This is a genomic window from Pandoraea sp. XY-2 (assembly GCF_004193915.1).
GTDB classification, from domain to species: Bacteria; Pseudomonadota; Gammaproteobacteria; order Burkholderiales; family Burkholderiaceae; genus Pandoraea; species Pandoraea cepalis.
The window spans coordinates 1,211,322-1,230,804 of sequence record NZ_CP030849.1 but is presented as its reverse complement, the minus strand read 5'-3'; the positions used below and the strand labels follow the sequence as shown (position 1 = coordinate 1,230,804).

15 protein-coding genes and 1 pseudogene are annotated in these 19,483 nt (G+C 62.9%); 1 reads left to right on the top strand and 15 read right to left on the bottom strand.

What is annotated here, in order from left to right; translation table 11 throughout:
• Nucleotides 1-301: 301 nt before the first annotated feature.
• The 14 genes and pseudogenes from DRB87_RS05710 to gyrA form a co-directional block, all read right to left on the bottom strand.
• Nucleotides 302-1,642, bottom strand: a complete 1,341-nt coding sequence (locus DRB87_RS05710; protein WP_130025198.1) for a sigma-54 dependent transcriptional regulator — start codon at nt 1,640-1,642, stop codon at nt 302-304.
• Nucleotides 1,639-3,534: an ATP-binding protein gene (locus DRB87_RS05705; protein WP_165385243.1), complete on the bottom strand. Its 1,896-nt coding sequence runs from the start codon at nt 3,532-3,534 to the stop codon at nt 1,639-1,641. The genes DRB87_RS05710 and DRB87_RS05705 overlap by 4 nt, the downstream gene beginning before the upstream one ends.
• Nucleotides 3,535-3,788: 254 nt before the next feature.
• On the bottom strand, nt 3,789-4,067 hold the full coding sequence (locus DRB87_RS23435; RefSeq protein WP_240756199.1) for a hypothetical protein: 279 nt from the start codon (nt 4,065-4,067) through the stop codon (nt 3,789-3,791).
• Complete coding sequence (locus DRB87_RS05700) at nt 4,019-4,495, bottom strand: ATP-binding cassette domain-containing protein (protein WP_240756198.1); 477 nt, start codon at nt 4,493-4,495, stop codon at nt 4,019-4,021. The genes DRB87_RS23435 and DRB87_RS05700 overlap by 49 nt, the downstream gene beginning before the upstream one ends.
• Entirely contained in the window at nt 4,492-5,199 is a 708-nt protein-coding gene (locus DRB87_RS05695) for an ABC transporter ATP-binding protein (protein ID WP_130025196.1), read from the bottom strand. Before DRB87_RS05695 ends, DRB87_RS05700 begins: the two co-directional genes overlap by 4 nt.
• The gene (locus tag DRB87_RS05690) at nt 5,189-6,145 is read right to left on the bottom strand and encodes a branched-chain amino acid ABC transporter permease (RefSeq protein WP_240756197.1); all 957 of its coding nucleotides are present in this window, start codon (nt 6,143-6,145) and stop codon (nt 5,189-5,191) included. Before DRB87_RS05690 ends, DRB87_RS05695 begins: the two co-directional genes overlap by 11 nt.
• Nucleotides 6,138-7,019: a branched-chain amino acid ABC transporter permease gene (locus tag DRB87_RS05685; RefSeq protein ID WP_130025195.1), complete on the bottom strand. Its 882-nt coding sequence runs from the start codon at nt 7,017-7,019 to the stop codon at nt 6,138-6,140. Before DRB87_RS05685 ends, DRB87_RS05690 begins: the two co-directional genes overlap by 8 nt.
• Before the next feature lie 85 nt (nt 7,020-7,104).
• Nucleotides 7,105-8,364, bottom strand: coding sequence for an amino acid ABC transporter substrate-binding protein (locus DRB87_RS05680; RefSeq protein WP_017232096.1), 1,260 nt, complete (start codon nt 8,362-8,364; stop codon nt 7,105-7,107).
• Between the two features lie 969 nt (nt 8,365-9,333).
• Nucleotides 9,334-10,656, bottom strand: a complete 1,323-nt coding sequence (gene aroA / locus DRB87_RS05670) for a 3-phosphoshikimate 1-carboxyvinyltransferase (protein ID WP_130025193.1) — start codon at nt 10,654-10,656, stop codon at nt 9,334-9,336.
• A complete protein-coding gene (locus DRB87_RS05665; RefSeq protein ID WP_130025192.1) occupies nt 10,656-11,528 on the bottom strand; it encodes a prephenate dehydrogenase/arogenate dehydrogenase family protein in 873 nt (290 codons plus the stop codon). Before DRB87_RS05665 ends, aroA begins: the two co-directional genes overlap by 1 nt.
• Before the next feature lie 21 nt (nt 11,529-11,549).
• Complete coding sequence (gene pheA / locus DRB87_RS05660; protein WP_130025191.1) at nt 11,550-12,632, bottom strand: prephenate dehydratase; 1,083 nt, start codon at nt 12,630-12,632, stop codon at nt 11,550-11,552.
• Nucleotides 12,633-12,742: 110 nt separating this feature from the next.
• Nucleotides 12,743-13,854: pseudogene (serC, locus tag DRB87_RS05655) on the bottom strand (3-phosphoserine/phosphohydroxythreonine transaminase).
• A 282-nt stretch (nt 13,855-14,136) separates the two neighbouring features.
• The gene (locus DRB87_RS05650) at nt 14,137-14,724 is read right to left on the bottom strand and encodes a DUF2059 domain-containing protein (RefSeq protein WP_130025190.1); all 588 of its coding nucleotides are present in this window, start codon (nt 14,722-14,724) and stop codon (nt 14,137-14,139) included.
• A gap of 139 nt (nt 14,725-14,863) precedes the next feature.
• Nucleotides 14,864-17,491, bottom strand: coding sequence for a DNA gyrase subunit A (gyrA, locus tag DRB87_RS05645; RefSeq protein ID WP_130025189.1), 2,628 nt, complete (start codon nt 17,489-17,491; stop codon nt 14,864-14,866).
• A 411-nt stretch (nt 17,492-17,902) separates the two neighbouring features.
• Between gyrA and ompA the strand changes: the two genes are divergently transcribed.
• Nucleotides 17,903-18,568 carry an outer membrane protein OmpA gene (gene ompA, locus DRB87_RS05640; RefSeq protein ID WP_017232104.1) on the top strand — a complete coding sequence of 222 codons (666 nt, stop codon included), beginning with the start codon at nt 17,903-17,905 and terminating at the stop codon, nt 18,566-18,568.
• Between the two features lie 107 nt (nt 18,569-18,675).
• Here ompA and DRB87_RS05635 read toward each other — a convergent pair whose 3' ends face one another.
• Nucleotides 18,676-19,464, bottom strand: a complete 789-nt coding sequence (locus DRB87_RS05635; protein ID WP_130025188.1) for a hypothetical protein — start codon at nt 19,462-19,464, stop codon at nt 18,676-18,678.
• Nucleotides 19,465-19,483: the final 19 nt, after the last annotated feature.

Sequence of the window (19,483 nt, the reverse complement as noted above, 5' to 3'; positions counted from 1 at the left end):
CGCACGGGCGCGCTCAAGAGCGCGGGTGAGGTAGATCCCGGCCACCGGGCTGCGGCGGCCACGAGGGGCGCTATGCGAATTCGCTACCGCACGTTGTCCCGCCTTCGAACGGCCCGGGGTCAGGGGGCAATGAGGGATCGCGACCGTCGATTCGGCGACCGGCGGCGAACTCAAGCAACGCTCGCCTGACCAGTATAGCCGTCGTGCCTCGCGTACGACTGACGCGCCGCCGGAATTGCAGTCTCGCGGCGGCAGGGGGCTCGACCGGCCGATGGATCCGATCGCTTCCCTTGCCCTGATTTCACTTGAAATCATCGGACGCGATGCCGAGGCGCCGCATCTTGTCGTACAAGGTCTTTCGGGGAACGCCCAGCTTTTCGCAAGCGAGCGATGCGCGTCCGCCGGACGCGCGCAACGCCTCTTCGATGAAACGCCGCTCGAACAGGTTCATCTGCTCGTCAAGCGTGCGCGGCGCCCCCTGCGGGCCGTCGTCCGGATCTCCGGTCCCGAGTCCGAGCGTAAAGCGCTCGGCGACGTTGCACAGTTCGCGCACGTTTCCGGGCCACGGGCGCGCCATCAGCCGATTCAGACGCTCGGCGCCGATCTCCGGCACCGGACGACCGTACGCCGCCGCCGCCCGCAGCACAAAATGCTCGAACAGCAGCGGAATGTCTTCCCGACGCTCCCGTAGCGAGGGGATCTCGAGCACGATCACCCCGAGCCGATAGTAGAGATCGTCGCGAAACCGCTGCTGGCGTGCGAGCTCGAGCAGATCCGCCTTCGTCGCGGCAATGATCCGGCAATTCATCGGCAGCAGTTCGTTCGAGCCAATCCGCTCGAACTGGCGCTCCTGAAGCACACGCAGGAACTTGACCTGAAGCGCCATCTGCATCGTCTCGATCTCGTCGAGAAAGAGCGTGCCGGCCTGCGCATATTCCAGCTTGCCGATGCGACGTTTCAACGCCCCCGTGAACGAGCCCGCCTCATGGCCGAACACTTCGCTCTCGAATAACGATTCGGGAAGGCCCGCGCAATTCAGCGCGGCAAAGGGTTTGTCGCGGCGCGGGCCGAAGTCGTGCAGGCAGCGCGCAACAAGTTCCTTGCCGGTGCCCGTCTCGCCGAACACCAGCACGTTCGCATCGGTATTGGCCAGTTCGAGGATCAGCTTGCGCAAACGCTCCACGGGTCGCGAATTCCCGAGGATCCTCGCATCGATACGATCGCGACTCTCGAGCTGCCTGCGCACGGCCGTCAGTTCGAGCGTAAGCCGTCGGTGCTCGAGCGCACGTCGCGCAAGCTCGACGATCCGCTCCGACGCGAACGGCTTTTCAACGAAGTCGTAAGCGCCGAGGCGCATGGCCTGTACCGCCATCGCGATGTCGCCGTGCCCGGTCACGAGAATGACCGGCATCGACGCGCTCATTGCCTTCACGCGTTCGAGCAGCTCGAGCCCCGTCATGCCGGGCAGGCGCACATCGCTGACGACAATACCCGGAAAATCGCCGTCGATGTGCTCAAGCGCCTCCTCGGCGCTTCCAAACGCGTCGACCTCGATGTCCGCTAGCTGCAACGCCTGGACAGTACCGAGCCTCACGGCCGCGTCATCCTCCACGAGCAGCACGCGCAAGCTGTCTGGGATCACGGGTTGCCCTCCCTGTACGTACGTAGATAAATACTGAACTCGGCGCCGCCCTCGGGCCGGCCGGAAGCTTTCAGTGAACCGCTGAACTCACGCACGATGCCCTCGGAGATCGCCAAGCCGAGGCCCAGCCCCGTGCCCTGCTCCTTCGTCGTGAAGAACGGCTCGAAGAGCCGCGCGCGCACAGCCTCGGAAAGCCCCGTGCCGGTATCACGCACCCGAATCACGGTCGTATTGCCATCCGCCTCGACCGTCACCTCGAGGCGTCGCACCGGGGTGATGGCCATCGCGTCGAGCGCGTTCGTGAACAGGTTCACGAGCACTTGTTCGAGCCGATTGGCATCGGCGAGCACGCGCGCGTCGGCCAATTGCGGGTCGAAAATGAGCTCGACCCGCTCCTTGCGCAGCCGCTGCCCAACGAGGAACAACGCGTTATTGATCGCCTCGGCGGCAACGACAGGCTGGAGCTGCGTCGGCGCCTTGCGGGCGAAGCGCTTCAGTTGCGACGTGATCCGCCCCATTCGCTCTATCAACTCGCCGATCATCCGAAGATTGGCCTCGGCGTGACTCGCCCGCCCCCGTTCAAGGAATGTCAGCGCGTTATCCGACAGCGTGCGTAGCGCCGCGAGCGGCTGATTGAGCTCGTGGGTGACGCCCGCCGCCATCTGCCCGAGCGCCGCCATCTTGCCGGCCTGCACAAGCTCCTCGAATGCCGCCTTGAGCTGCGCTTCGGTTTCCCTGTGCATCGCGACCTCGTGCTCCAGATTGCGGTTCGCGCGGCTCAGCGCCGCAGTGCGCCGCGCGACCTTGCGCTCGAGCTCCTCGTTCAGTTGCTGCAGCGCCTCGCGCAGCGCGAGCCGTTGCGCGACGATGCGCCGTCGCTGCCACACCGTCAGCGCCAGCACGACGACGAATGCGAGCCCGAGCGCGGCGGATCGGGCCAATGCACGCGCCACCGCTCGCGCAGGCGCGAGATTCGACAGCACGACAATGTGCCAGTCGGTGCCCGATACGGGACGGGTCACGACCAGGAACTCGGTTGGGAACGGGTGGGGGGTCGGCAGGCTGGTAGCCAGCGGATTGTCGCGCGCCACCGATTCGATCCACACATTGGGCGCGAGTGTGCGCTCGATGGTAAATCCAGCCGGCATGAGTGCCCCCGGCGCGTCGTACTGGTGCGTACTCACAATCTCGGCGCGCGCGGCTGCCGACAGCGGGCGAAGTGTCCTGTATTTGAGCCCCGGCACCGACGACAGCATGATCACGCCATGCGAATCGACGGCGAGCACGGGCTCGGCGCCCTGTCGCCAGACCGATTCGATCCGATCGAGATTGACCTTGAGCGTCACGACGCCAAGCACGCGATGCGCGTCGTCATAGATCCGTTCGGCCAGGAAATAGCCCGCCTCATGACTCACGGTGCCCAGCCCGTAGAAACGGCCATGGCCGTCACGCATGGCGCCGATAAAGTACGGGCGGAACGAGAAGTTCGACCCGACGAATGTCTTCGGCTGGTCCCAGTTGCTTGACGCGAGCGTATTGCCTTGCTTGTCCATCACGTAGAACGCGCTGGAGCCCGCGTCTGCGTTGACGGTCTGCAGATAAGCGTTGACCCGCGCGACCAGATCGCGATCGGTCGGATGGCGCAGCATCGATAGCACGTCGGCATTCAAGCTAGCGAGCGACGGCAGATAGCTGTAGTGCCGAACCTCGCTCGTCAACGCGTTTTCGTAGCCGTCTAGCCGGTGCGCGGCGGTGTCTCGCAGCGTGCTGAGCTCCACCTGTTCCGCGTAACGATAGGCCACCCAAGCGCCCACCACCGTCAGCAAGGCAAACGCGGCCACGAGCGCGAGCAGGGCGCGCGTGCGACGCGACGTTGCGCTGACGAACTTCACGACCGCCTCCCCGCAAGCCAGCACCCCGCGAGCCCGCGAACGTCCATTGCCCACCGCTCCATCGCACCGTCTCCTCTGAAGCCATCATTCTAACGGTGCGGCTCGCGACTGCCATCGGCATAAGCGCTTGTCCGGCGTGCCCGATCCCCGTGCTCCGCTCGACCCTCTACGGGAAAGCGGGCCTCATCAGCCCCGCGTCCTGCGTCCGGAATGACACCACGTCGACATCCCGGGCATCGTTCACCAAACAAGCCTTACAACCCGAAGTAAGTCTCGCGCACGGCGTCGCTCGCTTCTAGCTCCGCGCGTGAGCCCGATACCCGTACCTTGCCGTGATCGAGCAAGTAACCGCGATCGGCAAGATCGAGGAACGCGATATTCTGCTCCGCGATCAGCAACGAGGTTCCGTCGCCAATGGCCGTGCGCAACGCGTCGATCACGTGCTTGACGAACACCGGCGCGAGACCGGAGGACGGCTCGTCCATCAACAGGAGGCGGGGCTCGGCGATGAGCACCTTCGCGATGCCGAGCATCTTGCGTTGCCCCCCGACAGGCTTGCCGCGGCAGCACGCCGCTTCGCCGCCAGTGCGGGAAAAAGCGCGAACAACACTTCCTTGCGCTGACGGATTTTCGCTTCGGGCATGAAATAGCCGCCGAGCGCGATGTTCTCGTCGATCGACAGCGTCGGAAATACACCGAGCTCCGACATGAACGCGATGCCGCGCCGAATGCGCTGATCAGGCCGCAGCATGTCAATGCGCTCGCCGTCGAGCGTGATGCGCCCGCCCGTGCACGGCAATAGCCCAATCAGCGTGCGCAGCAGGGTCGTCTTGCCCGCGCTGTTTGCACCGAGCAACAGCACGGTTTGCCCGGGCTCGACCCGCATATCGACGCCCCAAAGCACCTGCATGTCCCCATAGCCGGCCTCCACGCCTTCGATTACCAGGGATGCCGTCATCATGCCGCTCCAATGAATGCAGCGATCACCTCGGGGTCGCGCGCGGCCGACGCAAGCGGTCCCTCGAACAACATGCGCCCGGCGCCGAGCACGATCACACGTTCGGTGATGCGGTTGAGAAAATCGAGCAAGTGCTCGACCACGATCATCGCGATGCCACGTGCCGACAGTCGTTGCAGCAACTCGGCAATCACATTCAATTCCGCGGGATTGAGCCCCGCGCCGATCTCGTCGACCAGCAGCAGTTGCGGGCGCGTGGCGAGCGCCCGTCCGAGATCGAGTAGCTTCTGCTGATTCACCGTCAGCGAACCCGCGACACGCGACGCCACACTGGCGAGACCGATGTCTTCGAGAATCGGTCCGATTTCGCGGGGATCCAGCCGCACGCTGCGCGCCGCGACTTCAATGTTCTCGTGCACGGTCATGTCGCGAAACACCTTCGGCACCTGAAACGTACGGTTGATGCCAAGGTGTACACGCCGGTGCATCGGCATGCGGTTGATCGTTTGCCCGAGGAAATCGATCGCGCCCTCATCCGCCTGCAGGAGCCCCGAGATCACGTTGATCGTCGTCGTCTTGCCGGAGCCATTCGGACCGACGAGGCCGACGATCTCGCCGGGCACGACAGCAAAGTTCACATCGTTGAGCACGACCTGTGCGCCGAAGCGCTTGTGAACGCCCACGAGTTGCAACAATTCAGAAGACATGGATACCCCGACGTTGCAGCAGCGACAGGAGGCCGCCCGGCAGAAACAGCACGAGCAGCACGATGAGACCGCCATAGATGAACTGGAAGTACTGTGGCGTGGAGATCCCGATCACCGCATACAGGACGTAGAGCAGCCCCGCGCCGACAATCGGCCCGATGACCGTGCCGACACCTCCGAAGAGTGCGAACACAATGGCGAAGACCGAGAACTGCAACGTGAACACCGCGTCGGGATAGAACACCGAGATGCCCCATGCGTAGGTGCCGCCCGCGAGCCCGGCGATCAATGCCGACACCAGCCACGCGACGAGACGCGCCTGCACAACGTTGACGCCCGCCATCGCCGCGCTCACCGGATCCTGCTTGACCGCACGCAGCGACATGCCAAAGCCGGACGTGCGGAAGTACGCCGCAAATGCGCACGCGATGAGCAAAACGCCGAGCATGCAGGCGTAGCTTGCGTCCGGACTGTAGACCTGTTCGATCTTGAGTCCGTAGGGGCCGCCGGTCACGTCGGACAGGTTCGGGTTCGACACAACGAAGTAGATGATCTGCGACGCGGCGAGATTCGCAATCGAGAAGTAGGCGCCCGAGAGCCGCAACAGCGGCCCGAGCACCAGCCCGAGCAGTGCGGCCGCGAGGCCGCCGCCCGCGACGCACGCGAGTACGGGCAGGTGCGTATGAAGTACGAGCAGCGACGTTGCATAGGCACCGCTGCCGAAAAAGCCCACATAGCCGAACGGCAAATAGCCGGTGAAGCCGTACAGCAGGTTGAGTCCCTGTGCCAGCACGATGAACGTCATGATCGTGAACAGCAGCGACTGGTTGGCGTACACACGAGGTGCCACGAGGAAGGTCGCGGCAACCACTGCAAGCGTGATGGCCGGTGCGCGCAAGCGTCGCGGCGCCGTCTGTCCGGTTGGGTTCAGAATGGTATCAAGCAAGACGCACCGCCTTTCCGAGCAAGCCCGAGGGACGAATGAGCACAATGATCAACAGCAGCGCATACGGCACTACGTTCGACCACGACGAGTAATAGGTTTGCATCAGCATCGTGCCGAGACCGAACACGAGCCCGCCGGCAATCGTGCCAAGCGGATTGCCAAGGGAGCCGATGACCACGATCGCGAACGCGGTCGTGGTGAGGTTGTCGCCAAGATCGGGCGACACCGAGCCGAGGAGATACGGCACGAACACGCCCGCGATGCCCGCGAGCGCGAGACCTGCGACGAACGCAATGGTCGACACACGGCGCACGTCGATTCCGGTGGCAACGGCCTCTTCCCGATTGGCCATCACTGCGCGCGTTGCATAGCCGAACCGCGTGCGCGAGAAATACAGCCACAGCACGACCAGCGCCGCAACGCTGATGCCGGCGGCCCACCACCAACTATCGGGAAACTGCTGGCCGAAGGCCCCCAGATTGCCGCTGCCGAGTGCATCGTCGGGCAACGAGCGCTGGTCAGCGCCGAACATCAGTACCGTCAACGACTCGAGCATCTGGCCAATGCCGAAGAACAGGATGAACGACAGCATCTCCGGGTCGGCGCTGCGCTGCAGTCGCGGCACGACGGCCCGATACATCGGCCAGCCAATGATCGTTGCCGCGGCCACCGACACTGGAATGGCCCACAACGGACTCAGGCCGAAATGATGCGAGACCATCCACGCCGCATAGCTGCCCAGCACGATGAACTGCCCGTGCGCGAGATTGATGATACGCATCACGCCGAACACGAGATTGAGTCCCAGTCCGACCAGCGTGAAGAAGATACCGTACAGAATGCCGCCCATGACGGCATAAGCAAGAAGTTCCACGTTCGTCCCTTCGCAAGCGAGGATGTCGTCGCCGGCGCCGTCGTTCGGCGCCGGCCGGTTCCTGATCAGACGATGCGACTGACGATCAGTGCGTCGGCGCCGGATACACCGGCTTGCCGGTCGCATGCGAGTCCGGATACACGACGACGAACTTGAGCCCCTTGTTGCCGTCCGGCACCATCTGGGCGACCGGGAACGGTTGGCCGAGCTGCGCCCCGTTCGCATTGATCTGGAACGGCCCCAGCAGCGTGGTCGTTTTTCCGGACATGTCCATCAAGGCCTGATGGAAGGCCGGTTGTGCAAACGTCGGTGCGTCGCCAAGCATCTTCTCCATGACAATGCCCGTGTTGTAACCGGCCGAGTCGAGGAAGGTCGGATCCTTGTGTTGGTCGGCCTGGAACGCCTGCACAAATTGCGCGGTATTCATCCCGTAAGTGACCTTGTCGTACTTGACCAGCGGCGGCGTGGGGTACGTGTACGTGTAGGCGAGCGCATCGACCCCCGCATTCTTCGTGAGCAGTTGCAGCAGTTGGCCCGGGAAGATCGTGAACGTCATGTCGAAATGCAGGCCGCTTTGCGACAGCGCGCGCAGGAATGCGATGTCGTTCGGCGCGTAGCCGAATTCAAGCAACGCCTGGGGATTGGCTGCCTTCGCCGTGTGCAGCAGCACGTTGTAGTTCGATTCCGTGGTCGGCACGCTGTGATAGAACACCGGCGTCACGCCCCCCTTCGCGAGTTCCGCCTTCATCGTTTCGGCTTGCGAGGCATCGAAATCGTTCGCGCCATAGACAATCGCCACGCGCTTGATCTTCTGCTTGAGGAGGAAGTTGGCGAGCGGCACCGGCCAGACCGTCGACGACGGAATACTCACATCGGCGAGGTAATCGGTCTTCTGCGTGAAGAAGTTCGCCCCCGAGCCGGTCGGATCGATCAACAGCATGTGGTGCTCAGCCGCAAGCGGCACCGCGACCGACGTAAGCACCGACCCAAAGTCGGCCACGAGTATGTCGACCTTGTCCTGCGTGATCAACTGGTTATAAAGCGTGGTCGCCGTGGACGTCGAACTCTGGTCGTCGTACGCCACGATCTTCACGGGAATCTTCTTGCCGTATGCCTTGACGAGCACCCCGCCCTGCTTGTTGACGGTGTCGGCCCAGAACTTCAGCCCTTCGTATTGCCCCTGGGAAGCCACCGCGAACGGGCCAGTGCTCGCGTAGAGCGTGCCAATACTGATCTGTGCTGGCGCCTGTGCAGCTTGCGCCCCCAGACTGGCGAACGCGCAGGCGATCGCGGCAGCGGTCATTTTCAGCGAAGTGGCGGTTTTACGGGTCAGTCGCGCGTGCATTGAAATCTCCTCTGGATCGTTTTGACATCAAGACCTGTCCACGCCGCACGGCGAAAGCCGCAATGACGCACGTGGTCAGGGTTCTGCTACGTGGGAAGCGAATGGGAACCGACGGCCTGAGGCCGGGCCGGTTGGGCCCGGCGGGTCAGCAAATGGGGAAGCGGGTGAACGTCATGACATGTCTCCTGATGATCGATATTGGATTGTTTGGAGAACGTTATGCAATTCGCATGCCAATCACATCGGCGAACGCAATGCCTTGATGCAGCACGGTGCCGGCGAGTCGCGACGTGCGCGTTGCGCGAAAATCCGCACAAATGCGCCGACGGGTGGCTGGGAAAAGTGACGTCCGGCCGGCTCGCGTCGGACGCCCTGGATGCCTTGGATGCCTTGGATGCCTTGGATGCCTTGGATGCCTTGGATGCCTTGGATGCCTTGGCTGCCTTGGCTGCCTTGGACGCCCTGGACGCCTTGGATGCTCTGGACGCTCTGGACGCTCTGGATGCCTTGGATGCCTTGGATGCCTCGGATGCCTTGGATGCCTTGGATGCCTCGGATGCCTCGGATGCCCTGACTGCGCCGGACGCTGCAGGGTGCTTTGGGGCGTGCTCGGGCTCGCTCGGACGCTTCAGGGCGTGTTCGAGCGTGTCAGGACGCCACAGGGCGTGTCAGGCAAACGAAGCCGCGGCGAGCGGCGTGACGGCGTTGGTGGATGCTTGGCCGAGGCCAGGCCGGGAGAGCACGCCTATCCCAAGCCGAGCGGCAAGCAGGGCTGTCCAGATAGACAGGCGGGAGGGTCAGTCAGACGGACCAGACGGTCGATCGCGTGCCAGGGGCTTGGCTCCGCGAACAGGCGCCGCGATCGTCCCCCCCCCGAGTGGCCTTCGGAAAGTCGGGGGCCGATGCGCGTGCGAACCGTCAGTTCGGTGGGTTCAACAACGGCGTGCGAGCACGCAGTTGCGACGCGCGCTAGGACGCAACGCGCGCAAACTCGGTGAAATACGTCGGGAACGTCTTGGCAACGCACTTCGGATCGTTGATCGTCACCGGCACGCCGCCCAGGCTCACGAGTGAAAAGCACATCGCCATGCGGTGATCGTCATAGGTATCGATGGCCGCGTTGGGTGTCAGCGCGGCGGGCGGCGTGACGCGCAAATAGTCCGTGCCCTCCTCCACCGTTGCCCCCACCTTGCGCAGTTCGATTGCCATGGCGGCCAAACGATCCGTTTCCTTCACGCGCCAGCTTGCGATATTTCGCAGCGTGGTGGTGCCGTCCGCGAAAAGTGCGGCGACCGCGATCGTCATTGCCGCGTCGGGAATGTGATTGAAGTCCATGTCGAGCGCGCGCAGCTTGCCGCTCGGCGTGTCGACGCCATGCACTTCAATGGCGTCGTCGAACAGTGTGACGCGCGCGCCCATCGCCGCGAGGGCGTCCACGAAACGCACATCGCCCTGAATGCTGTCGCGGCCGACGCCTTCCACACGCAGCGGCCCGCCCCCAATGGCCCCGGCGGCGAGGAAGTACGACGCCGACGACGCATCGCCTTCGACCCGGATCTCGCCCGGACTCCGATACTTCGCGCCGCCGGCATCCGCCGCCGGCAACGTGAAGCGCGACCATCCGTCTTGCCTTACATCGATGCCGAAGCGCCGCAACAGTCGCAGCGTGATGTCGATGTACGGCTTGGAAATCAGCTCTCCCTCGACTTCAACGACGATCTCGCCCGTTGCCGAAGGCAACAGCGGCAACGTGAGCAGCAGCGCGGTAAGGAACTGGCTCGATACATCGCCACGCACGCGAATGGGCGCCGACGGTGCGGCCACATCGGCCGGCTGGATATGCAGCGGGGGATAGCCGGCGTTACCGACGTAATCGATATGCGCGCCGAGCTGACGCAAGCCGTCAACCAGGTCGCCGATCGGGCGTTCGTGCATACGCGCCACCCCTGAGACTGCATAGTCGCCGTGGCTAAGCGCCAGCGCCGCCGTCAGCGGACGAATGGCCGTGCCCGCGTTGCCCATGAACAGCTTGGCCGTCTTGACGGGAAATTCACCGCCGCAGCCCTCGACGATGAAATCGCGCGAGTCACCGACCTGCGTACATTTGACGCCAAGCGTCGCCAAGGCGTCGAGCATGACCTTCGTGTCGTCCGACGCGAGCAGGTCGCGCACGCGGGTTGTGCCGTGGGACAACGCGGCGAGTAGCAATACGCGGTTCGAGATACTTTTCGAGCCGGGCAGGCGCAGCGTGCCTTCGGCGTGTCCGTAAGGACCGAGATCGAGCGTTTCCATTACTTTTCCTGTTGCTTGGCCCAGTTCGTGCGGGCCTGGCTGGTGCGCGCGAAGACGGCCTCGAGACCGGCGCCGTCACCGGCATCGATCAATTGACGCAAACCCGCGAGCGTCGCGACGTAGCCATCGAGTTCGGCGAGCAATGCCTCGCGATTGGCCATACAGATATCGCGCCACATTTCCGGATTCGATGCCGCGATGCGCGTAAAGTCGCGAAAACCGCCGCCCGCGAAACCGAATTTCGAGGCAGCGTCGGGGGCTTCGAGAATCTGCGCGATGAGCGCGTACGAGAGAACGTGCGGCAGGTGACTGACCGACGCGAATACGCGATCATGCTGCGTCTCGGACATTTCCGACACACGCGCCCCGGTCGCCTCCCACATCGCGCGCACCCGCGCGACGTCCTCGTGACGATTGTTCGCTTGCGGACACAGCACGACGCGCCGGTCGAGATACAAATCGGCTTTCGCCGCATCGACACCGGACAATTCCGCCCCGGCGATGGGGTGCCCCGGCACGAAGCGCCAGACCTCGTCGCCCAGTGCGGCCTTGGCGGCGGTCACGGCGTCCGTCTTGGTACTTCCCGCGTCGGTCACGATCGTATCGCCACCGAGAAACGGGCGGATCGCCGCGAGCAATGCGGGCGTCTGCGCCACTGGCGCCGCGAGCACGACGACATCGGCCCCCTCCACGGCCTCGGCCATTGACACGGCAGCCCGATCGATCACGCCGAGTTCGCACGCGCGCGCCAGCGACGCCTCGCTGCGCCCGACGCCAACGACTTCCTTCACGGCACCCGCGGCCTTGAGCGCACGTGCGAGCGAACCGCCAATCAGGCCGACGCCGCAGATGACGAGTTTATTCAGACTCATGGTGTTTCGCCCGCCGCCCCGTTATGCGGAGCGCGGGTATGACCCGAGCACTTTGCAATAAGCCGCGTTCTGACGGAGCGCGTCGAGCGCCTTGGCGACGTTGGGATCGTCGCGGTGGCCCTCGAAATCGACGTAGAAGTAATACTCCCACGCGCCGCTTTTGGCCGGACGCGACTCGAAGCGTGTCATCGACACGCCATTGTTCGCCAGCGGTTCGAGTAACGCGACCACGGCACCGGCGCGATTCGGCACCGAGAGAATCAGCGATGTTTGATCGTGGCCGCTCGGCGTCGGATCCTGCGTGCCGACAACGACGAATCGCGTGCGGTTGTGCGGATCGTCCTGCACGTGCGCGTAGGCGACCTGCAGTCCGTACTGGGTCGCCGCGGACTCGCCGGCTATCGCCGCAATGGTCGGGTCGGCCGACGCCATACGTGCCGCCTCCGCATTGCTCGACACCGCCTGCCGCTCCAGCAGCGGGAAGTGCGCCGTAAGCCAGTGCTGACATTGGGCGAGCGACTGCGCATGCGAGCAGATGCGCTTGACCCCGTCGAGCGTGCCCGACAGCGACATCAGATTGTGATGAATCGGCAAAGCCACTTCGCCACTGATCGTCAGCGGACTTTGCAGCAGCAGGTCCAGCGTGCGCGACACGACACCCTCGGTCGAATTCTCGACCGGCACGACGCCGAAGTCTGCGCTGCCTGCCTCGACGGCGCGGAACACCTCGTCGAGCGACGGGCACGGCAAGCCTTTCACGCTTTGTCCGAAGTAGGCAAATGCCGCCTGTTCGCTGTAAGTGCCGGCCGGCCCCAGGTAAGCGACCGTCATGACCTTCTCCAGCGCACGGCTGGCCGACATGATCTCGCGCCAGATCGACGCCAGATTGTCGCCGTACAACGGACCGTCGTTGGTTTGTTGCAGACGCGAAATGACCTGCAATTCGCGCTCAGGCCGGAACACCGGCGCGCCGAAACGCTTCTTGACTTCGCCCACTTCCAGGGCGACGGCGGCGCGTTGGTTGAGCAGTTTCAGAAGCTGCGCGTCGATGTCATCGATTTTCTCCCGCAAGGGGCGCAGCAATGCGTTCAGATCGTCTTCCATGGAGCGTATTGTCGTCATGCAGTGGAACAGGGGCGGGCGATTCGGCCGTGCTTGGCGCGATGTCCCGAAGCACGTCGGGACATTCCTTTTGCGCCGGCCGTTCGCCCTCGTCAGCCGTGGCTGCGCTCGAATTCGCGCAGATAATCGACCAGCGCCTTGACGCCGGCCAGCGGCATCGCGTTGTAAATCGAGGCGCGCATACCTCCCACGGACTTGTGGCCCTTGAGTTGCAGCAGGCCGCGCTCGCGAGCGCCGGCCAGGAAAGACTCGTTCAATGCGTCGTCGTGCAGGAAAAACGGCACGTTCATGCGCGAGCGGCAATCCTTCGCGACGGGTGTGCGGTAAAACTCGCTGCTGTCCAGGTAGCCATAGAGGCAATCGGCCTTGGCCTTGTTCTGCGCCTCCATGGCCACCAGCCCCCCTGGCGCTTGAGCCACTGGAACACCAGACCGGCGATGTAAATCGCGTAGGTCGGCGGCGTGTTGAACATCGAGTCGTTCTCGGCAACGATCTTCCAATCGAACGCACTCGGCGTGATCGGCAATGCGCGGCCAAGCAGGTCGTCGCGCACGATGACCACCGTCAACCCCGACGGACCGATATTCTTCTGCGCACCGCCATACATCACGCCGAACTTCGACACATCCATCGGACGCGAGAGGATGTGCGACGAAACGTCCGCCACGAGGGGCACGTTCGGCAGGCCGGCGGCGCCCAGATCCGGCGTCCAGAAATACTCGACGCCGTGAATGGTTTCGTTCGTGCAGATATGCACGTAAGCCGGATCTTTGGACAACTGCCATTCGTCCATTGTCGGCAGACGGGTGAACTTCTCGGCTTCGGTGCTCGCGGCGATATTGACGTCGCAATACTTGCGCGCCTCCTTCTGCGACTTCACCGACCACGACCCGGTGACGACGTAGTCCGCCCTTCGACGCTCTCCCGCACGCTCGCCGCCCAACAGGTTCATCGGGATGAGCGCGTTCTCGGCCAGCGCGCCGCCCTGCATGAACAGAATCCGGTAGTTGTCCGGCACGGCGAGCAGCTCACGCAGATCGGCCTGCGCCTGCGCCAGAATGCTCATGAACTCACGACCGCGATGGCTCATCTCCATCACGCCCATGCCGGCTCCATGCCAGTCGAGCATTTCCTCGGCAGCCTGTGCCAGCACCTCGGCGGGCAGCGCCGCCGGACCGGCGGAAAAATTGAAAGCGCGCGTCATAATCGTTTTGCTACGGTAAAAGTGAAACGCAAGCCGACGGACAGGAACCCGTGCGGCTTGCGTTTCACGTCTGGCGATGATTCGTTTGCGCGGCGGCGAAGACCCACTATACCGCCAGTTGCCCTCGACGTGCGGCTGTCCGCCCGAATTCCGCCACAGGACGATACCTTTGCCGGAAAATTCCGAGCAAACCCGGCGATTTACGCCGTCAATGCAAAATGGCCGTTTGCGATCACTCGCAAACGGCCATTATCGGTCAATCCCGGCGGGATCGGCCGAAATTTACTTCTTGGCCGGTGCCTTCGGTGCCGACTTGGCCGCCGCGGCGATCTCGGCGTCCGCTTGCTTGCTGGTCGCGTCGATCGATTGCGGCATGTACTTCTGCATCAGGCCGCCAACGACTTCCTGGCCCACCTGATCCTGCACCTTGATGTACTTCTGGCCGACCGGGCTCTTGTAGAAGGCGGTCAGACCCTTGATTTCGTCGGTGGTGTAGAACTTGCCATAAGCCGCGTATTGGGCTTGGACGGCATCATTCTTGAACGCGTCGGAAGTGAACACCTTGCCGGCACCTTCGACAAGCTTTTGCACTGAGTGCGCTTGCAGCGTCGGCACGATGGCCTGCTTCTGCGCATCGCTCATCGTCTTGTTGGCGACCAGTTGGCGCTCGAGCACTTGCGGCGCCAATTGCTGGGCTTGCTGCTGCGCGCCAGAGCCGATGGCCGAGACGAGCTTGTTCGCGTCGATGGCGTCGAGCAGGTCCTTGATGGCGGCCTTCTTGTCGGCGTCGAGCGGAGCGCTCTGTTGAGCCATCGCCATTGCCGGCGCTGCGAGCAGCAGCCACATCCACTTCTTGACGTTATGTTGCATAGTAATAGTCACTCCAAAGTTCGCCGGCTTTGTCCGGCGATAAATAGATGCATCCTCGCCTGGGCACTTCACTGCATCGAGCCAGATTCTACTGACTTTTCGGGGTAATGCGCCCGCAGCTTACATCGCGTTACGTCAGTCATGATTCCGTGACATCCGCTTCCGGCGTGTCGTCGCCATCTTGAGCATCACCGCCATTCTCCGCGATTTCGGCATCGGACTCGACGATGCGTTGCAGGCCCGAAAGCGTCGTGCCTTCGTCCAGGCTGATCAGCGTCACCCCCTGCGTGGCCCGGCCCATTTCGCGAATTTCCGACACGCGCGTACGGATCAGCACCCCGCCGGTCGTGATCAGCATGATCTCGTCATCCGGCTCGACCAACGTCGCCGCGACCACCCGGCCGTTGCGCTCGCTCGTCTGGATCGCAATCATACCCTTAGTGCCACGGCCGTGGCGCGTATATTCAGTGATCGACGTGCGTTTGCCGTAGCCGTTTTCAGTCGCCGTGAGCACCGACTGCTGCTCGTTCTCGGCAACCAGCAGCGCGATGACCGTCTGCCCGTCTTCGAGCTGCATGCCGCGCACGCCACGCGCTTCGCGTCCCATCGGACGCACATCGTTTTCGTCGAAACGCACCGCCTTGCCGCTGTCCGAGAACAACATGACGTCGTGAGCACCGTCGGTGATGGCCGCGCCGATCAACACGTCGCCGTCATCGAGATTCACCGCGATGATGCCCTTCTTGAGCGGACGGCTGAAGGCCGTCAGCGGCGTCTTCTTGACCGTGCCCAGGCTCGTGGCCATGAACACGAAGCGATCTTCCGTGTATGCCTTGACCGGCAGCACCACATTGATCTTCTCGCCGTCCTGCAACGGGAACATATTGACGATCGGACGCCCGCGCGAGGTTCGCGACCCCTGCGGCACTTCATACACCTTGATCCAGTACACACGGCCGCGATTCGAGAAGCACAGAATCGTATCGTGCGTATTGGCGATGAACAGCGTGTCGATCCAGTCGTCGTCCTTGGTCGCGGCGGCCTGCTTGCCGCGGCCACCGCGCTTCTGCGCGCGGTATTCGGACAACGGCATCGACTTGATGTACCCCGAATGCGACAGCGTGACCACCATGTCCTGCGGCGTAATCAGGTCTTCGGTGTCGAGTTCGGTGGCGTTGTGTTCGATGGTCGAACGACGCTCGTCGCCGAACTCGGCACGCACGGCCGTCAGTTCTTCGCTGATGATCACCGTCACGCGTTCGGGACGCGCCAGGATGTCGAGCAGGTCGGCGATCTGCGCCATCACTTCCTTGTACTCGGAGACGATCTTGTCTTGTTCCAGACCGGTCAGGCGCTGCAGACGCATCTGCAGAATTTCCTGCGCCTGCGTCTCCGACAGACGGTAGAGTCCATCGGCCTGCATGCCCACTGCGGCGTCGAGCCCTTCCGGACGGTAGGCCGCACGGCCGCCCTGCGTATCGCTCTCGGCACGCGAGAGCATGTCGCGCACGACCGACGAATCCCACGCCTTTTCCATCAACGCGGCCTTCGCGATCGGCGGTGTCGGCGCCGCCTTGATGATCGCGATGAAGTCGTCGATGTTGGCAAGCGCTACCGCCAGACCCTCGAGCACATGCCCACGCTCACGGGCGCGACGCAGTTCGTAGATCGTGCGGCGAGTAATCACTTCGCGGCGGTGCGCAAGGAAGTGCACCAGCATTTCGCGCAGGTTCAGCAGCTTGGGCTGGCCGTCGACCAGCGCCACCATGTTCATGCCGAACGTGTCTTGCAGCTGCGTGTGCTTATAGAGATTGTTGAGCACAACCTCGGGCACTTCGCCGCGCTTGAGTTCGATTACCACGCGCATGCCGCTCTTGTCGGACTCGTCGCGAATGTCGGAAATCCCCTCAATACGCTTCTCGTTGACCAGCTCGGCAATACGCTCGAGCAGTGAGCGCTTGTTCACCTGGTACGGCAGCTCGTCGACGATGATCGCCACGCGCTGGCCGCGATCGATGTCTTCGAAGTGAGTCTTTGCTCGCATCACCACACGACCGCGACCGGTGCGGTAGCCTTCGCGCACGCCGGAGATGCCGTAGATGATGCCGGCCGTCGGGAAATCCGGGGCCGGAATGATCTCGATGAGTTCGTCGATGGTGGCGTCCGGGTGCTTGAGCACGTGCAGACAGCCTTCCACGACTTCATTGAGATTGTGCGGCGGGATGTTCGTGGCCATGCCAACCGCAATCCCCGACGAACCGTTGAGCAGCAGGTTCGGGATGCGGGCCGGCAAGATCAATGGCTCTTTTTCGCTGCCGTCGTAGTTCGGACCGAAGTCGACGGTTTCCTTGTCGATGTCCGCGAGCAGCTCGTGGCCGATCTTGGCCATGCGCACTTCGGTGTATCGCATGGCAGCGGCGTTGTCGCCGTCGACCGAGCCGAAGTTCCCCTGCCCGTCGACCAGCATGTAGCGCAGCGAGAACGGCTGCGCCATACGAACGATGGTGTCGTATACAGAGGCGTCGCCGTGCGGGTGGTACTTACCGATGACGTCACCGACGATACGTGCCGACTTCTTGTATGCCCGGTTCCAGTCGTTATTCAACTCGTGCATGGCAAACAGTGCACGGCGGTGCACCGGTTTCAGGCCGTCGCGCACGTCTGGCAGAGCGCGGCCTACGATCACGCTCATGGCGTAATCGAGATACGACCGCCGCATTTCTTCTTCAAGCGAAATCGGGAGAGTTTCTTTGGCGAACTGATCCATTATTCGTATCTATCAAACCCTAATCGCGATAGGCGGTTGCCGGCGATATGATCTTAAGATTCTAACATGCCCGTCATTGGCATCCGAAACGAGCGTGATGCGACGCACAAGACATGTCCGGCATGCCAAAACGATCGGCGACGACGAAGAATGAAACGGTTGGCGAGGGGCCTCAAAAGGTGTTGCGCTCACACCACAACTGCGCCACGACGGGCGGCAAACTTGGGGTTTTGCTCACGGGTGGCGGAAGCGCTATGGCAAAATGCCGTGGCATAAGTTAGACATTATTCGAAGTGCATGGGCCATGCTTTGGCGCAAAGGCCGATGTTATACTTCGAGCGATGTAAGACTTTGGTACCGTCGTCTAGGCTCGCAGTAACCCTGCGGTAATCTCATTTCGAGAGGAGAAATATGAATAAATTCGCTAAGCTCGCGATCGTTGCAGCTACCGCAGTGATGGCTGCTTCGGCTATGGCTCAAAATTATGTCCAGACCGCTCCGGGTCCGATCGCGGCCTCGAAACAAGCTGTCAACGACAACTGGGTTAACGGCAGCGGCGAGTGGGTTTGGAAGAACGGCTCGGACGAACTGTGCTGGCGCGATGCCTACTGGACCCCGGCCACGGCCAATGCCAAGTGCGATGGTTCGATCATCGCCCAGGCACCGGCTCCGGCACCGGCTCCGGTTCCGGTCGCTCCGGTCTCGCAGAAGGTGACGTACCAAGCTGACGCCCTGTTCGATTTCGACAAGGCCATCCTGAAGCCGGAAGGCAAGGCCAAGCTGGACGACCTGGCTGGCAAGGTTCAAGCACTGAACCTGGAAGTCGTGGTTGCCACGGGCTACACCGACCGCATCGGTTCGGACAAGTACAACGACCGTCTGTCGCTGCGTCGCGCTCAAGCTGTGAAGGCCTACCTGGTCAGCAAGGGCGTTGAAGCCAACCGCGTCTACACGGAAGGCAAGGGCAAGCGCAACCCGGTCACGACCGGTTGCAACCAGAAGAACCGCGGTCAGCTGATCAAGTGCCTGGCACCGGATCGCCGCGTGGAAGTCGAAGTCGTCGGCACGAACAAGTAATACGGTTCACCGACTACGAAAAAACCCCGCCTCGGCGGGGTTTTTTTTCGTCTGCCGTGTTCGGATCCGTCATCCGAACCGTCGCGAGGTTCCGACAATCGGCGCCCTCACGCCTCGCTGCCCAGTTGCGGATACTGCCGACGCACCATAAAGCTCAGCAGCGCCTTGACCGGACGATCGCGCCACCACGATCCCGTCTCCAGCGGCTTGAACATCATGCGCGTGGCCGCCTCGACAGGCATGTACTGCTTCATCACATCGCCCGACATCGCGAGGAACGCGTCCCAAGTCATCGTCTCGAACGGCGGCGGTGTGCGCCAGAATCGATTGAGCGGCTCGAACGCGAACGCAATGTCCTCGTCGCGCACCAGTTCGCTGCGTGCGACCATGGTTCTCAGCCGCCGGATCACCCCGCGCTGCTCCACCGCGTTGTATCGATCGAATGTCTTGCGGAAATAGCGATAGTGGCCGACCTCCTCATTGCTCAACTTGTGCATCATCTGCTTGAGTTCCTCGACCGGCATATAGGATTCCAGGCAGCGGTAGATCATGGCCGTTTGCGTCTCGGTCACGCAGCGTGAGAGCGCCTCGAGCGCCAGCGACGGCCGCATGTGCTGCACATCGCACCGCGGCTTATAGCGTTCCAGAAATGCGTCGTACGCCGGCGCCCAGTCGAACTCGGGCCAGACGCGCGCGATGTAGTCCTTGGCGAGCCGCCCGTGCTCGACCTCCTCGGGAAGCCAGGTATCGCGCAGCCACGTTCTCATCTCGTCGTCGTCGCCATACATCTGGTTGAGCGTGGAGACGAACTCCGGCACGCTGGTCTCGATGAACGACACCGTCGCGAGGGAATAAAAGATGAACGCATTGGTTCGAACAGACGGCTCTGCTGCCATGACACTCTCCTATCGGCAT

Coding starts and splice junctions, on each gene's coding strand:
- DRB87_RS05665 (WP_130025192.1), bottom strand. CDS start 11,528: ATGAGTCTGAATAAACTCGTCATCTGCGGCGTCGGCCTGATTGGCGGT.
- DRB87_RS05680 (WP_017232096.1), bottom strand. CDS start 8,364: ATGCACGCGCGACTGACCCGTAAAACCGCCACTTCGCTGAAAATGACC.
- DRB87_RS05695 (WP_130025196.1), bottom strand. CDS start 5,199: ATGTCTTCTGAATTGTTGCAACTCGTGGGCGTTCACAAGCGCTTCGGC.
- DRB87_RS05650 (WP_130025190.1), bottom strand. CDS start 14,724: ATGCAACATAACGTCAAGAAGTGGATGTGGCTGCTGCTCGCAGCGCCG.
- DRB87_RS05700 (WP_240756198.1), bottom strand. CDS start 4,495: ATGATGACGGCATCCCTGGTAATCGAAGGCGTGGAGGCCGGCTATGGG.
- DRB87_RS05635 (WP_130025188.1), bottom strand. CDS start 19,464: ATGGCAGCAGAGCCGTCTGTTCGAACCAATGCGTTCATCTTTTATTCC.
- DRB87_RS23435 (WP_240756199.1), bottom strand. CDS start 4,067: ATGCTCGGCATCGCGAAGGTGCTCATCGCCGAGCCCCGCCTCCTGTTG.
- ompA (WP_017232104.1), top strand. CDS start 17,903: ATGAATAAATTCGCTAAGCTCGCGATCGTTGCAGCTACCGCAGTGATG.
- pheA (WP_130025191.1), bottom strand. CDS start 12,632: ATGGAAGACGATCTGAACGCATTGCTGCGCCCCTTGCGGGAGAAAATC.
- gyrA (WP_130025189.1), bottom strand. CDS start 17,491: ATGGATCAGTTCGCCAAAGAAACTCTCCCGATTTCGCTTGAAGAAGAA.
- aroA (WP_130025193.1), bottom strand. CDS start 10,656: ATGGAAACGCTCGATCTCGGTCCTTACGGACACGCCGAAGGCACGCTG.